General features: G+C 64.2%; 15 protein-coding genes. 6 read left to right on the forward strand and 9 right to left on the reverse strand.

From position 1 onward, the window contains the following. Positions 1 to 96 precede the first annotated feature (96 nt). Positions 97 to 507 carry a pyrimidine (deoxy)nucleoside triphosphate diphosphatase gene (locus ABLU73_RS09790; protein WP_025999077.1) on the reverse strand — a complete coding sequence of 137 codons (411 nt, stop codon included), beginning with the start codon at positions 505 to 507 and terminating at the stop codon, positions 97 to 99. 86 nt (positions 508 to 593) lie between these two features. Between ABLU73_RS09790 and ABLU73_RS09795 the strand changes: the two genes are divergently transcribed. Continuing rightward, entirely contained in the window at positions 594 to 1,208 is a 615-nt protein-coding gene (locus ABLU73_RS09795; RefSeq protein ID WP_264923546.1) for a CDP-alcohol phosphatidyltransferase family protein, read from the forward strand. A gap of 50 nt (positions 1,209 to 1,258) precedes the next feature. Here the strand turns inward: ABLU73_RS09795 and ABLU73_RS09800 are convergent, their stop codons facing one another. The 7 genes from ABLU73_RS09800 to ABLU73_RS09830 all read right to left on the reverse strand — a co-directional run bounded on the left by ABLU73_RS09800 (position 1,259) and on the right by ABLU73_RS09830 (position 7,873). Beyond that, the gene (locus ABLU73_RS09800) at positions 1,259 to 2,566 is read right to left on the reverse strand and encodes a sulfurtransferase (protein ID WP_004203802.1); all 1,308 of its coding nucleotides are present in this window, start codon (positions 2,564 to 2,566) and stop codon (positions 1,259 to 1,261) included. Between the two features lie 93 nt (positions 2,567 to 2,659). Further along, positions 2,660 to 3,292, reverse strand: a complete 633-nt coding sequence (locus ABLU73_RS09805; protein ID WP_004203804.1) for an ATP-binding cassette domain-containing protein — start codon at positions 3,290 to 3,292, stop codon at positions 2,660 to 2,662. Next, a complete protein-coding gene (locus ABLU73_RS09810) occupies positions 3,292 to 4,827 on the reverse strand; it encodes an ABC transporter permease subunit (protein ID WP_100098458.1) in 1,536 nt (511 codons plus the stop codon). Before ABLU73_RS09810 ends, ABLU73_RS09805 begins: the two co-directional genes overlap by 1 nt. Then, positions 4,800 to 5,978, reverse strand: coding sequence for an ABC transporter substrate-binding protein (locus tag ABLU73_RS09815; protein ID WP_348850165.1), 1,179 nt, complete (start codon positions 5,976 to 5,978; stop codon positions 4,800 to 4,802). Before ABLU73_RS09815 ends, ABLU73_RS09810 begins: the two co-directional genes overlap by 28 nt. A 2-nt stretch (positions 5,979 to 5,980) precedes the next feature. Further along, complete coding sequence (locus tag ABLU73_RS09820; protein ID WP_043521274.1) at positions 5,981 to 6,541, reverse strand: carboxymuconolactone decarboxylase family protein; 561 nt, start codon at positions 6,539 to 6,541, stop codon at positions 5,981 to 5,983. Continuing rightward, entirely contained in the window at positions 6,538 to 7,248 is a 711-nt protein-coding gene (locus ABLU73_RS09825) for a TVP38/TMEM64 family protein (RefSeq protein ID WP_017898589.1), read from the reverse strand. The genes ABLU73_RS09820 and ABLU73_RS09825 overlap by 4 nt, the downstream gene beginning before the upstream one ends. Continuing rightward, complete coding sequence (locus ABLU73_RS09830) at positions 7,235 to 7,873, reverse strand: TVP38/TMEM64 family protein (RefSeq protein ID WP_224052166.1); 639 nt, start codon at positions 7,871 to 7,873, stop codon at positions 7,235 to 7,237. Before ABLU73_RS09830 ends, ABLU73_RS09825 begins: the two co-directional genes overlap by 14 nt. On the opposite strand from ABLU73_RS09830, the gene ABLU73_RS09835 reads away from it, so the two are divergent. Then, entirely contained in the window at positions 7,805 to 7,948 is a 144-nt protein-coding gene (locus ABLU73_RS09835) for a hypothetical protein (protein WP_017898588.1), read from the forward strand. The two genes, ABLU73_RS09830 and ABLU73_RS09835, sit on opposite strands and share 69 nt — an antisense overlap. Positions 7,949 to 8,104: 156 nt before the next feature. On the opposite strand, the gene xthA is transcribed toward ABLU73_RS09835, so the two are convergent. Then, positions 8,105 to 8,911, reverse strand: coding sequence for an exodeoxyribonuclease III (gene xthA, locus ABLU73_RS09840; RefSeq protein ID WP_004203811.1), 807 nt, complete (start codon positions 8,909 to 8,911; stop codon positions 8,105 to 8,107). Positions 8,912 to 9,349: 438 nt separating this feature from the next. On the opposite strand from xthA, the gene ABLU73_RS09845 reads away from it, so the two are divergent. From ABLU73_RS09845 to astB, 4 genes are read left to right on the forward strand one after another with little or no spacing between them, the layout of a single operon-like run. Then, a complete protein-coding gene (locus tag ABLU73_RS09845) occupies positions 9,350 to 10,570 on the forward strand; it encodes an aspartate aminotransferase family protein (protein WP_032455857.1) in 1,221 nt (406 codons plus the stop codon). Next, the gene (astA, locus tag ABLU73_RS09850; RefSeq protein ID WP_023318013.1) at positions 10,567 to 11,601 is read left to right on the forward strand and encodes an arginine N-succinyltransferase; all 1,035 of its coding nucleotides are present in this window, start codon (positions 10,567 to 10,569) and stop codon (positions 11,599 to 11,601) included. The genes ABLU73_RS09845 and astA overlap by 4 nt, the downstream gene beginning before the upstream one ends. Continuing rightward, complete coding sequence (gene astD, locus ABLU73_RS09855) at positions 11,598 to 13,076, forward strand: succinylglutamate-semialdehyde dehydrogenase (RefSeq protein ID WP_136084532.1); 1,479 nt, start codon at positions 11,598 to 11,600, stop codon at positions 13,074 to 13,076. The genes astA and astD overlap by 4 nt, the downstream gene beginning before the upstream one ends. Further along, positions 13,073 to 14,398, forward strand: coding sequence for an N-succinylarginine dihydrolase (gene astB / locus ABLU73_RS09860; protein ID WP_264923544.1), 1,326 nt, complete (start codon positions 13,073 to 13,075; stop codon positions 14,396 to 14,398). Before astD ends, astB begins: the two co-directional genes overlap by 4 nt. Positions 14,399 to 14,400: the final 2 nt, after the last annotated feature.

Raw genomic sequence — 14,400 nt, forward strand, 5'->3', positions numbered from 1 at the left:
CTAATCCTTAGGCAAGCAAGGAAAAATTAAGCCGTCAGCAAAATTTATAATTGCCCGCCCGTCATAACTAAAAACGATGACGAGGCGGCGAGCGGATCAGCGGAGGGAAAGGGACGGGCGCCGGGCGATAAAGGCGTGCAGGAGGGGGATATCGGCCGGGGCGAGATCGAGGGTTAAGGCGTCGGCAGGAAGGCACCAGCGCAGCTGGCTGTGATAGTGGGCCAGCGGCACGCCCTGAAAATCCGGCACCCACCAGGCGTGCAGATGGATCTGACGACCGGAGACTTCCCGCTGATGGCTGGCGATATAGCATGCCGGGTGGGCGATGATGCCCATTTCCTCCTGCAGTTCCCGGGTCAGCGCCTGCGGTTGGCTTTCACCTGGCTCCACTTTGCCGCCGGCGAACTCCCACATTCCCGGCTGGTCGGCGTGGGGCGGGCGCTGCGCCAGCAGAATTTTGCCATCCTGTTCAATAATGGCGGCGACAACTTCAATCATTTTTAGCATAAGCATCAACGTTAATAAGGCCAAACTGGCCTATTATCACCGCCATAGACCTTCACTGACAACCGCCAACTCTGCTGGAGATCCTCGTGCTTGATAGCCACCTGCATCCTCGCCTCAAACCCCTCCTTAACGCTGTCGCCGGCGCGCTTGACCGCCCGGGTATTTCACCAGACAGGCTGACGCTGCTCGGTTTTGCCATCGGCGTGCTGGCTCTGCCATTTCTGGCATTAGGGTGGTATGGCGCGGCGCTGGCGGCCATTCTCCTTAACCGCCTGCTGGATGGCCTGGACGGCGCTCTGGCGCGGCGGCGCGGGCTCACGGACGCGGGCGGCTTTCTCGATATTGCGCTGGATTTTCTCTTTTACGCCCTGGTGCCGTTCGGCTTTATTCTGGCGGATCCGCTGAACAATGCCCTGGCGGGCGGCTGGCTGCTGTTTGCCTTTATCGGCACCGGCAGCAGCTTTCTCGCTTTTGCCGCCCTGGCGGCCAGGCACCAGATCGCCAATCCCGGCTACGCCCATAAATCGCTGTACTATCTCGGGGGACTGACGGAGGGGACGGAGACCATCCTGTTGTTTGTCCTTGGCTGCCTGTTTCCGGCGCATTTCGCCTGGCTGGCGTGGCTGTTTGGCGCGCTGTGCTGGCTGACGACGGCGACGCGTATCGCCAGCGGCTACCAGACCTTAAAGCGGGTGGCGTGAGCGGGAAAGCGCGCGTCGCCGGCTGGTGGCGACGCGCTGGTGGGGGGGGGTTACTGACTGCTTTCCGGGCCGCGCTCGCCGCGGGCGACCGGATTGTGCGGGTTGCTGCTCCATTCGTACCAGCCGCCGTCATAGACAGCGACGTGCGGCCAGCCCATGGCCCGGGCATACATGAAGGTTTCCGAGGCCCGCCAGCCGGTCCCGCAATAGAACGCCACCTGCTGGTTCGGCAGGATGTTCCACTGGCGCCACAGGGCAGCGATATCGTCGGCGCTGCGCATGGTGCCGTCCGGGTTATGGAAGTCTTCCATGTGCGTGGAGTCGCTTCCGGCATGGCCCCAACGGGCGCCGGCGATATCGCCCTTCGGTTTGATATAGCTGTAGCCGCTGGTGGTGCCGATAAACTCCGGCCACGAGCGGACGCTGACCAGCGAGGCGTCCTGACGGTGGAGCAGGCCGCGGGCCTGCTCGGTATCCAGCATCAGCTGCGGCTGGCCGGGGATCGGCGCGCCAAAATCTGGCGCCGGCTGCGGCGTCGGCGGCATGCCGCGCTCCACCGGCAGACCGGCGTCGGACCAGGTCTGCCAGCCGCCGTCCAGCAGGCGCACGTCTTTGACGCCGGCGTACAGCATGATCTGCGCCACACGCGCCGCGGCGTAAACGTCGCGACCGTAGAGGATCACCGTGGTGTCATGGCGGATGCCGTGCTTCGCCAGCATCGCCTTCAGCTGCGCATCGGACACTTTATTCCACAGCGGTTCGCTCTCCACCTCATTGGTATCGATATAGCCCGCGCCCGGGATATGGCTCAGCAGATAGAGCTTCGGCGCCCCCCAGGCGGCCTCAACTACTTTCCAGTCGCCGGCCGGGGCGGCGGCCACGCTTTTCCCTTGCTGCAGGTCGTGCAGCCATTGCGGATAAACCAGCTGTTCAAAGTGCGGCAGCTTTTGCAGACGGTCTCCCTGGCTCAGGGCGTCGCTCAGGGTGTTGAGCCGGGTGAAGCCCGCTTGTTTCAGTCGCGCCGCGACGCTGGCGTTATCCTCAGGACTGCCGTACAGCGCAAGGGGGGTATCGGCCTGGAGCTGGTGCTGCTTAGCCCAGCCGCGGAGCTGCTCGTCGCTCATGGCGCCGAGCCAGCGGGCGGAAAGATTCAGCGCCTGCGGCTCATGCCCTTCCGGGCCGTTGGCGCGCTGCGGCCAGCCGTTGTAATAAGCGCTCAGGCGGGTGTCGATGGCCACGCCGTGCTGCTGTTGCAGGTGGGAAAGAGTGAGCGCTGGCATGGTTTCAGCGGCGAAGGTGGTGGAAGCAGCAAGCCCCATGAACAGGGCGAGTGCGGTCAATTGAGAAACACGTTTCATCGAAATGCCCGACGGTAAAAAGTGGAGGGCGTATTCTCCGCTTGCCAGGCGTTGATTTCTTTGCGGTAACGCAGGTTTGCACGCTATTGCTCTTCATTGCCAGCGCTCCATCGTCAGGCAGCGCCCCGTCGGCGGACAGTCCTCGCGATCGTGGGTCACCAGGATCGCCGGAATGGCCTGGCGGGCCAGTTCCTCAAATACCCAGCGGCGGAACGCGGCGCGCAGGGCGGCATCCAGGCGGCTGAAGGGTTCATCCAGCAGCAGCGCTTCGGGGCGCGCCAGCAGGGCGCGCAGCAGACTCACCCGCGCCCGCTGTCCGCCGGAGAGCGTGGCCGGATCGCGCGCGGCGAAGCCATGCAGCCCGGCGCGACTGAGCGCCTGCTCCACCGCGGCTTTTCGCGCCTCGCCGCGCACGCTTTCCGGTAGCGCCAGCTGTAAATTTTGCCCGACGCTGAAATGGTCGAACAGCAACGGGTCCTGAAACAGGATGCCGATGCGCCGGCGCTCCGTGGGCAGCGTATCGCACCGCCGCCCGTTGAGCCACAGCTCGCCCTCGGCGCGGAAGTCGCCGGCCAGGGCGCCAATCATCCACGCAAACAGCGTCGATTTTCCGCTGCCGGAAGGGCCCATCAGCGTCAGCACTTCACCCGGGGCCACCGAAAAGTCGACCTCCCGCAGCAGCGGCTGACGGTTCACGCTTAGGGTCAGATGGTTTACGGTTAGCACTAGCGAAGTCCTCGTCGATAGCGGCCTGCCAGCCAGGCCAGCAGGGCCGTCAGGATAAAGCATACCGCCGGCAGCAGTAATTGCCACAGCGCCTGGGCGGCAAGCGTCTGCGCCTCGCCGCCGCTGCTGAGCGCCACCGCCTGGCTGGTGAGCGTCGGGATACGGCCTGCCCCCAGCCATAGCGTTGGCAGATACTGCGCGATGCTCACCGAGAAGCCCACCGCCAGGGCGGTCAGCAGCGGGCGGGTCAGCGAGGGCAGAGTCAACAGCCAGAAAATACGCGTGGGTCCCCAGCCGAGCGTGCGGGCGATCACCGTCATCCGCGGATCGCGCTGGCGCCAGGCCGGGCGCAAAATAAATAGCATCCACGGCACCACCCACAGCAGATGGCCCCACAGGACGGTCCACCATTCGCCGTCTAGCCAGGCGTACAGCGCCAGCCGGTACTGGCCATCGGCCAGCGGCAGGGCCGGCAGCACCAGCGGCAGCCAGACCCAGCCATCTCCCCGCTTCGGGCCGCAGGCCAGCCACAGCAGGCAGACGGCCGCGCCGAGGGCGCAAGCCATCAGCGCGAGGCCAAGGCTGTTGCCCAGGGCATCCATCTGCGGCGGCGCCGAGCGCGCCAGCCCCGCCAGCAATAGCGCGCACAGCAGGCCGCTCAGCGGCAGGGCACTCGCCAGCAGGCGGCCGGGCAGGGCGTGGGGATGGGGATGCCGAATGCCGCGCAGATCGGGCAGACGCCGACGCTGTAGCCGCCATCCGCCCCAGGCGACCAGCGCCAGCCCGCCGAGGATCGCCAGCAGCAGCAGGTTGGCCAGTGCCCCTTTCGCCTGCTGCATGTCATCGCCCTGGCTTAACCACTGCCACGCCAGCACGGCGAGGGTGGGCGGATTGCCGGGCCCCAGCACCAGGGCGACGTCTACCGTCGACAGGCTCCAGGCCGCGGCGGCCAGCAGCACCATGCCGAGGGCGGGCAGCAGCGCAGGCAGCACCAGCCAGCGCAGGCACTGCCAGCGGCCGTAACCGAGGCTCTTTAGCGCTGTCGCCTGGTCGGCGAGGCGCGCCTCCCCCAGCAGGCCGTAGATCACCCATAGCACAAAGGCGCTCTCTTTAAGGGCCATCGTCAGGCCAAGCCCGATGCCGTACCGGTCGACCGGCGGCGTCAAAAACGGCAGTCGCTGCCAGATCCAGCCGCCTTCGGCGAACAGCAGTAGCGCCGCCGTCGCCAGGGCAAGATGGGGCACCGCCAGCAGCAAAGGCAGGCGGGAAGCCAGCCGCAGCCAGCGGGCCGAAGGCCAGAGAGCGGCGACAATGGTCAGGGCGATCAGTAGCGCACCGCCGACCGACAGCAGCGTGGAAACAAGGGTGGCGGCCAGCGCCTGGCCCAGCTGCGGGTCGGCGAACAGCGCCCGCCAGTGGACCGGGGAGAGCGCCGGCCACATCAGCCCTGCGGCGGCGGGGAATAAGGGCAGATAGATGGCCGCCATCGTTCCCCAGGCCAGCAGGATCAGTGGGTACCGTAGCGGCGCAGCCATTCCTGCTCCAGCGCGTCAACCCACGCCGCATGTGGCTCGGCAAGCACCGGCGGCAGATCCAGCGGCAGGGTGGCCGCCAGCGCCTGACGCTGTTTGTCAGGCAGACGCTGCGGGTCCAGTACGCTTGGATCGCCCCAGACGGCGGCATCCGCCTTGCGCAATTGCGCCTCAGGGGAAAGCAGGAAATTGGCGACCACTTTGGCCGCGGCGACGGCGCGTGCGTTGGCCGGGATGGTAACGAAATGGACGTTGCCGAGGGTCCCTCCGGTAAAGCCGAAGCTGTAGCTGTCCGCCCGTAACTCCCCGCTGACGGCCTTCTGGCGGGCATGGAGCGGGTTAAACGTCAGCGACAGGCGGAGGGTGCCCTGGTTGAACATGGCGTCCATCCGCGCCGGCGACGCCGGGAAATCCTTACCCGCCCGCCACAGCGTCGGGTGCAGCGCATCGAGATAGCGCCACAGCGGGGCGGTGACCGCCGAGAAGGTCGCCGTCTGCGGCGGCTGGCGCAGGGCGGCAGGCTGGTCGGTGAGGGCGATCAGCAGCTGCTCCAGCAGGGCGGTACCCGTAAAATCCGGCGGCCGCGGGTAGGTTACGCTGCCGGGATGGGCTCTGGCGAAGGCCAGCAGCGCCTGCGGGCTGACGGGGGGCTGCGGGGTTTGTTCGCGGCGGGCGATAAACGTCAGCTGGGCGCTGCCCCACGGCGACTCGGCGCCCTCGGTGGCGACAGAAAAATCTTCCTGAACCGGCTTTTGCAGATCGACATAGCGCCAGTTGGGCAGCGATTCGGCCCAGCCGGTGAGCAGCAGGTTGGCCTGTTTTAGGGTGTGAAAGTTCTCGCCGTTGATCCACAGGAGATCCACCGACCCGCCGCGGCGACGGCCGGCCTGCGCCTCCGTCTGGATGCGTTTCACCGCGTCGGCGGCATCGGCGATAGGGACAATACGCAGGTCGATTGCGTAGTGGCGTTTGACCTCCTCGCTGACCCACGCCAGATAGTGGTTGACGGCCGGGTCTCCACCCCAGGCGTTAAACCAGACGGTCTGGCCGCGGGCTTCCGTCTGGGTCTGCCGCCAGCTGTCGTCGGCTTGAACCACCAGCGGCCAGAGAAGCAGCAGGCACAGACAGAGGCTGAAATCACGCAAACGGCGCATCGTTACTCCTTATGGTGCGGGGAAGAACCAGGTATCTTGCACAGCCCCTGGGCAGGGATCGCCATCGCGGCATTGAACCGCGCCGATAAATTTTGCAGGCCAATCAGGGCGGTCAGCTCGGTGAGCGCCCGGGCGTCAAAATGCGCGGCCATCGCGCTACGCAGGGCATCATCCACCTCCGGCGGCGTCTGGGTGGCGGCTTCGGCATAGGCCAGCGCCAGACGCTCTTTTTCGCTGAACAGCTTACTGCTGCGCCAGTCGGCGACCGCCAGCAGCTTGTCCTGGCTCCCGCTCCGCGCCGCTAGGGTCATGCTGGTGATATCGATGCAGAATTCGCAGTGGCACAGCTGGGCGATGCGGGCGCTGACCAGCGAGCGCAGCACCGGATCCAACGGCGAGCGGCGGCGTTCAATATAGCCCACGAACAGCGAAACCAGGTAAAACAGCCACGGGATCCGTCCCCACCAGCGAATGGGGCTCAGCACCTGGCCGTAATGCCGGCGGTGCAGCCAGGCCTGCGGACGAAGGATCAGGGGGACAGTATCCAGCGGGGGTAAGCTCATGGCGACGATCTCTTATGACGTTCACGGTAAATATTTTTGGCGATGGAGATGACCACCGCCAGGGCCAAAAGCAGCGAAAGGCCGGTGGCCAGCCAGAAGGCGCCTCCGGTCAGCAGGCTCCCGGCCCAGGAATAGACGATGGTCGCCGGCAGCTGGCCCACGCCGGTGGCCAGCATAAAGGGCCAGAAGCGCAGCGAGGTCAGTCCGGCGGCATAGCTGACCGGATCAAAAGGGACAAACGGCAGCAGGCGGCAGATCAGGATCGTCTGCGCGCCATAGCGGGCGAAATAGCCGTCGACGCTGCGCAGCACCGTGCGGCCGGTGAGCTTCTCCACCATCTCGCGCCCCAGCGCTCTGGCGATGCAAAAGCAGAGCCCGGCCCCGACCATGGCGCTGAACCACGACAGCATGCCTCCCCAGAAGGCGCCGAACAGCGCGGCGTTCGCCAGGGTGATCAGGAAGGCCGGCAGCGGGGCGACGATCGCCTGGAGGATCATTAGCGCAAAAGAGACCAGCGCCGCCTGCGTCCCCCAGGCGGCGATAAAGTTTTTGACATACTGGGGATCCAGCGACGCTAACGCCGTCAGGCTGTGTTGCAGAAAGGCTCGCCCGTCGGGGAACCACAGCCAGGCGGTCAGGCCGGCGACAGCCACCACGGCAAGGGCCAGCCTGGCGCGGCGCAGGTGACGGCGATCAGGTCGGGTCATGGCGCACCTCCTCGCCGGGCGTTGCCACACGGCGGGCGCGGGCAAACCGTTTGCCCATCTGCACCAGGGCAAACAGCAGCCCGCCGGCGAGGCTCAACTTGAGCGCGAAAGCGAGGGTCGCTCCTTCGCGGGCCAGTTCGCTGGCCATCACCGAATAGATGACCAGGCCCGGCAGGGTGGTCACGGCGGAGATCAGAGTAAAAGGCCAGAAGGGGATCGCCGTCAGGCCGTAGGCGTAATTCTGAATGTTGTAGGGGAAGAGTGGCACCAGGCGGGTGAGGATCAGGAAATCGCTGCCGCTGCGGGCGATACCGCGCTCAATGGCCTGGAAGACGGCGGTATGGCCTACATAGCGCTGCAGCAGATCGCGCCCCAGCCAGCGGGCGATCAAAAACGACAACGAAGAGGCGACGGTGGCGGCGGCAAACGAGAGCAGAGAGCCGGTCAGCGGGCCGAAAAGCACCCCGCCGGCGATCACCAGCAGGCTGCCGGGGATCAGGCACAGGGTGGCAATGATAAATAGCGCAACATAGACCAGATAGCCCCAGGCGCCATGATGGCGGAGGGTCTCCTGCAGCAGATGCAGGTGAGTCAGCAGATCGTGAAGACCAACGCGGTGGCTGATAACGGCCAGCGTGGCCGCCAGCGCGAGAAGTACCAGCCCTTTACCAATGGCCGGATGATGGCTTCTTTTTCATGATGGGGTCTCCTGTACAGCCTGGACGCGGTGGACGTCAAAAAGTGCGCGCGACAGTATCCTGTTCCGACGACGGTCACAATGGTTTACCGTCGCTTTGTTGATTTTGCTCAGGAAATTCTGCCCCCCGCGCGGCGGGAGGCGAGAGAAGGACGTGACTTACGGCCGGAAGGTGGCCCACACCGGCGCGTGGTCGGATGGTTTTTCCATCCCGCGGATCTCATAATCGATCCCGGTCTCCACGCAGCGCTGGGCCAGAGGCTGACTGGCCAGCAGCAGGTCGATGCGCAGCCCACGGTTATCGTCAAAGCCTTTGGAGCGGTAATCAAACCACGAGAAGTGCTCATGATTGTCAGGGTTAGCCTGACGCCAGGTATCTACCAGGCCCCAGCCCAGCAGGCGATCCATCCATTCCCGTTCTTCCGGCAGGAAGGAACATTTGCCGGTGCGCAGCCAGCGTTTGCGGTTCTCTTCACCGATACCGATGTCGAGATCGGTAGGGCTGATGTTCATATCGCCCATGATCAGTACCGGATTCTCTTTATTGAGCTCGCTCTCCAGGTAGTTCTGCAGATTCTGATAGAACGCCGCTTTGGCCGGGAATTTGGTCTCATGATCGCGGCTTTCACCCTGCGGGAAATAACCGTTAATCACCGTGACGTTACCGAAGGGCGACGGGATCTCCGCCATGATGATGCGGCGCTGAGCCTCTTCGCCATCGTTAGGGAAACCGCGGCGGACGGCAATCGGCGTCTCTTTGGTCAGCAGCGCGACGCCATAATGGCCTTTCTGGCCGTGATAAAAGACGTTATAGCCGAGTCTGGCGACCTCTTCGAGAGGGAACATGTCGTCGTGAACTTTGGTTTCCTGCAGGCCAATCACGTCCGGCTGGTGTTTTTCGACGATGGCGGCCAGTTGGTGTGGGCGGGCGCGCAGGCCGTTGATATTAAAAGAGACGAATTTCATAGTCGCTGCCACTGTGCAAGGTGAATAGTGCAGGGATGGTAGCAGAAATTCGCCAGGCTGGCTGCCATCCGATGCGTCATTCTACCAATCGCTGCGCATGATCGTGCCGTGGGTGCCCCTTTTGCGGGCACGCCGCGCCAAAAAAGGGCAAATATCTACGATAAATTTCGCAGAAGATCACAATTACAGAATTATATCTTACCGTTGCATAACTTATCTTCTTTAATCACTGTTCATCCCCCTTTATCGGATAGTTATTCACTAAATATGCATTTTATATGAATAGCGTTAGGTTGTAACTCGTTGATATTGCGTTATCTCATCCGGTTTATGCATTTTTATCGCTGGCTGGCACGAACCGTGCAATCTACATTTACAGCGTAATAACTCATATTTATTAACATTATTGCTACTTTTAATTTACCGGAAGAGGTCGATATGTCTCAGTCAATTACGCGTAACCACTTTGATGAATGGATGATGCCGGTCTACGCGCCAGCGGCGTTTATTCCGGTGCGGGGCGCCGGGTCGCGGCTGTGGGATCAGCAGGGCAAAGAGTATATCGATTTTGCCGGCGGTATCGCCGTGAACGCGCTGGGGCATGCGCATCCGCGTCTGGTGCAGGCCCTCACCGAGCAGGCGGGCAAGTTTTGGCATACCGGCAACGGCTATACTAATGAGCCGATCCTGCGGCTGGCCAAAATGCTTATTGATGCCACTTTCGCCGACCGGGTCTTCTTCTGTAACTCCGGGGCCGAGGCCAATGAGGCGGCGCTCAAGCTGGCGCGTAAATATGCCCACGATCGCTTTGGCAGCGAGAAAAGCGGCATCGTCGCCTTCCAGAACGCTTTCCACGGGCGGACGCTGTTCACCGTTTCGGCGGGCGGTCAGCCGGCCTACTCCCGGGATTTTGCCCCGCTGCCGCCGCAGATCCAGCATGCGGTGTTTAACGATCTCGAGTCGGCAAAGGCCTTGATCAATGACCAAACCTGCGCGGTGATCGTCGAGCCGGTGCAGGGTGAAGGGGGCGTGGTGCCGGCCAGCGTCGAGTTTTTACGCGGCCTGCGTCAGCTTTGCGACCAGCACAACGCCCTGCTGATTTTCGATGAAGTGCAGACTGGGGTCGGGCGCACCGGCGAGCTGTACGCCTATATGCACTACGGCGTGACGCCCGATGTGCTGACTACCGCCAAAGCGCTGGGCGGCGGCTTCCCCATCGGCGCGCTGCTGGCCACAGAGGCCTGCGCCAGCGTGATGACCGTCGGCACCCACGGCACCACCTACGGCGGCAACCCGCTGGCGGGGGCGGTGGCCGGCGAGCTGCTGTCGATCGTCAACACCCCGGAAGTGCTCTCCGGCGTCAGACAGCGCCATCAGTGGTTTTGCGAACGTCTGCAGGCGATCAACGCCCGCTATGGCCTGTTCAAGGAGATCCGCGGCCTGGGGCTGTTGCTCGGCTGCGTGCTGAACGACGCCTGGGCCGGGAAGGCGAAAGCCCTCAGCAACCTGGCGGCGGAAGAGGGGGTGATGATCTTGATCGCCGGCGCCAACGTGGTGCGTTTCGCTCCGGCGCTGAACGTCAGTGAAGAAGAGGTGAACAGCGGTCTGGATCGCGTCGAGCGGGCCTGCTCGCGTTTCCTGGCGGGAGTCTCATCATGATGGTTATTCGACCGGTGGAGCCGGGCGATCTGCCCGGGCTGCTGAAGCTGGCAGCGGAGACCGGCGGCGGGCTGACCTCGCTGCCGGTGGATGAAGCGACCCTCGCGGCGCGGATCGCCCGCTCGCAGCAAACCTGGCGCGGCGAGCTGCCGAAAAGCGAGCAGGGCTATGTCTTTGTGCTGGAGGAGAGCGAGAGCGGCACGGTGGTGGGCATCTGCGCGATAGAGGTGGCGGTGGGCCTCAACGATCCCTGGTACAACTACCGGGTCGGCACTCAGGTCCATGCCTCGAAGGAGCTTAACGTCTACCAGGCGCTGCCGACGCTGTTTCTCAGCAACGACCACACCGGCAGCAGTGAGCTGTGCACCCTGTTCCTCGACCCGCAGTGGCGCAAAGAGGGCAATGGCTATCTGCTGTCGAAATCGCGCTTCTTATTTATGGCCGCTTTTCGCGAGCGCTTCAATGAGAAGGTGGTCGCCGAGATGCGCGGGGTGATTGACGAGCACGGCTATTCCCCGTTCTGGGAGAGCCTGGGCAAACGCTTTTTCGCCATGGAGTTTTCCCGCGCCGACTACCTGTGCGGCACCGGACAAAAGGCTTTCATTGCCGCCCTGATGCCCAAGCATCCGCTGTATATCGATTTCCTCACCCCCGAGGCGCAGGCGGTGATCGGCAAGGTCCATCCGCAGACCGCCCCGGCCCGGACGGTGCTGGAGAAAGAGGGATTCCGCTACCTGAACTACATCGATATTTTCGACGGAGGCCCGACCCTGGAGTGCGATATCGACCGGGTGCGGGCGATCCGCAAAAGCCGTCTGGTGACCACCGAGGCCGGCGAAACGCCACCCGGCGACTGGCCGTTGTGCCTGGTGGCGAACGAACAGTATCACCAGTTCCGCGCCCTGCTGGTGCATGCCGACCCGGATGGCGACACCCTGACCCTCAGCGCCCGCGAGCTGGATATGCTGAAGTGTCATGCTGGCGACCAGGTGCGCATGGTGCGCTTGATCCCTGAGGAGAAAACCGCATGAGTCTGTGGATTAACGGCGAATGGCGGCCCGGCGATGGGCCGCGCTTCAGCAAACAGGATCCGGTCAACCTGAAGATTGTCTGGCAGGGCGAGGCGGCGGATGCCGGGCAGGTTGCCGAGGCGGTCGCGGCTGCCCGCCAGGCGTTCCCGGCCTGGGCGCGGCTGCCGTTTGCCGACCGCCAGGCCATCGTCGAAAAGTTTGCCAGCCTGCTGGAGGCCAGCAAGGCGGAGCTGACGGCGATTATCGGCGCCGAGACCGGAAAGCCGCGCTGGGAGGCGGCCGGGGAAGTGACGGCGATGATCAACAAGGTGGCGATCTCGGTGAAGGCGTATCACACCCGTACTGGTGAACAGTACAGCGATCTGCCCGATGGCGCCGCGACGCTGCGTCACCGGCCGCATGGCGTGCTGGCGGTCTTTGGTCCCTATAACTTTCCCGGCCATCTGCCGAACGGGCATATCGTGCCGGCGTTGCTGGCGGGCAATACCGTGGTCTTTAAACCCAGCGAATTAACCCCGCACAGCGGCGAAGCGGTGGTGAAGCTGTGGGAGCAAGCTGGCCTGCCCGCCGGCGTGCTCAACCTGCTGCAGGGCGGTCGGGAAACCGGCGAGGCGCTCAGCGGCCAGGCGGACATCGATGGGCTGCTGTTTACCGGCAGCTCGACCACCGGTTTTCATCTGCATCGCCAGCTGGCCGGGCAGCCGCAAAAGATCCTCGCGCTGGAGATGGGCGGCAATAATCCGCTGATCGTTGACGACCCACGGGACGTCGATGCCGCGGTGCATCTGACCATCCAGTCCGCCTTTATCACCGCCGGCCAGCGCTGCACCTGCGCCCGACGTCTGCTGGTCCGGCGCGGAGAGCCGGGGGATGCCTTCCTCTCCAGGCTTGTGACGGTCAGCCAACGGCTGATCCCCGCGGCGTGGGACGCTGAGCCGCAGCCGTTTCTCGGCGGGCTTATCTCTGAACAGGCCGCGCAGAAAGTGCATCAGGCCTGGCTGCAGCGGGTCGCTGCTGGCGCGGTCACCCTGCTGGAGCCGCGGTTATTGCAGGCCGGGACGTCGCTGCTGACGCCGGGGATTGTCAACATGAGCGACATGGCCCAGGTCGAGGATGAAGAGGTGTTCGGCCCGCTGCTTGGGGTCTGGCGCTACGATACTTTCGAAGAGGCGATTGCCCTGGCCAACGCCACCCGCTTCGGCCTCTCCTGCGGGTTAATCTCCCCGGAACGAGAGAAGTTCGATCGGCTGCTGCTTGAGGCACGGGCCGGGATAGTCAACTGGAACAAACCGCTGACCGGGGCGGCGAGTACCGCGCCGTTCGGCGGCACCGGAGCCTCAGGCAATCATCGCCCCGGGGCATGGTATGCCGCAGATTATTGCGCCTGGCCGATGGCCAGTCTCGAATCGCCGACCCTGACGCTGCCCGCCAGTCTCAATCCGGGGCTCGACTTCCGGGCCGGGGTGGCGTCATGACCGCCCGCGAAGTCAACTTTGACGGTCTGCCCGGGCTGACCCATCACTACGCAGGGCTCTCCTTTGGCAATGAGGCCTCCACCCGGCACCGCTATCGGGTGTCGAACCCGCAGCTGGCGGCGAAGCAGGGGCTGAAAAAAATGAAAGCCCTTGCCGACGCCGGCTATCCGCAGGCGGTGATCCCCCCTCAGGAACGACCCACCGTGCCGCTCCTGCGTCAGCTGGGCTTTAGCGGCAGCGATGAGCAGGTGGTGGCCCGTGCGGCCCAGCAGGATCCGGATCTGCTGTCGGCGGTGAGTTCGGCCTCGGCGATGTGGGTGGCGAACGCCGCGACGGTTTGTCCCTCCGCCGATTCGCTGGATGGCCTGGTGCATCTGACGGTGGCGAATCTGCAGGATAAATTCCACCGCGCCAGTGAGGCCCCCACCACCGGAGCGCTGCTGCAGGCGATATTCCCGGACCGCACGCGATTTGCCATCCACCCGGCGCTGCCTGCCTCTGCCTGGTTTGGCGACGAAGGGGCGGCGAACCATAACCGTCTCGGCGGCGAATATGGCGCCCCCGGCGTCCAGCTATTTGTCTATGGCCGCCGTCGGGGAAGCGAGGAGGCGCCGCGTCGTTATCCGGCGCGGCAAACCCTTGAGGCAAGCCAGGCGGTGGCGCGCCTCAATCAGGTCAATCCCCGCCAGCTCATCTTCGCCCGCCAGCATCCGGAGGCGATCGACAAGGGGGTTTTTCATAACGACGTCATCGCGGTGAGCAACCGTCAGGTCCTGTTCTGCCATGAGCAGGCCTTTGCCGACCAGGACGCGGTTTTGCAGCAGCTTGCGCAGCAGGTGCCGGGCTTTACCCCGTTGATGGTTCCCGCCAGCCGGGTCACGGTGGAAGAGGCGGTTGCTACCTATCTGTTCAACAGTCAGCTGTTGAGCCGGGCGGACGGCAGCATGGCGCTGATCCTGCCCCAGGAAGCCCAGGCGCATCCGGGCGTGTGGAACTATCTTAATGAGCTGCTGGCCGCAGATAACCCCATCGCCGCGCTGCAGGTGTTTGATCTGCGCGAGAGTATGGCCAACGGCGGCGGTCCGGCGTGCCTGCGCCTGCGGGTGGTGTTGACGGCCGAGGAGTATCAGGCGGTCAATCCGCACGTCCTGATGAACGATACGCTGTTTGCCACCCTCAATGACTGGGTGGATCGCTACTATCGCGACCGCCTCACCCAGGCCGACCTCGCCGACCCACAGCTGCTGCGGGAAGGGCGCGATGCGCTGGATCGGTTGACCCAGATCCTGCAGCTCGGTTCGGTTTATCCATTTCAGCAATAAGG

The sequence above is a fragment of the Klebsiella sp. GG_Kp175 genome (assembly GCF_040062325.1).
GTDB classification, from domain to species: domain Bacteria; phylum Pseudomonadota; class Gammaproteobacteria; order Enterobacterales; family Enterobacteriaceae; genus Klebsiella; species Klebsiella quasipneumoniae.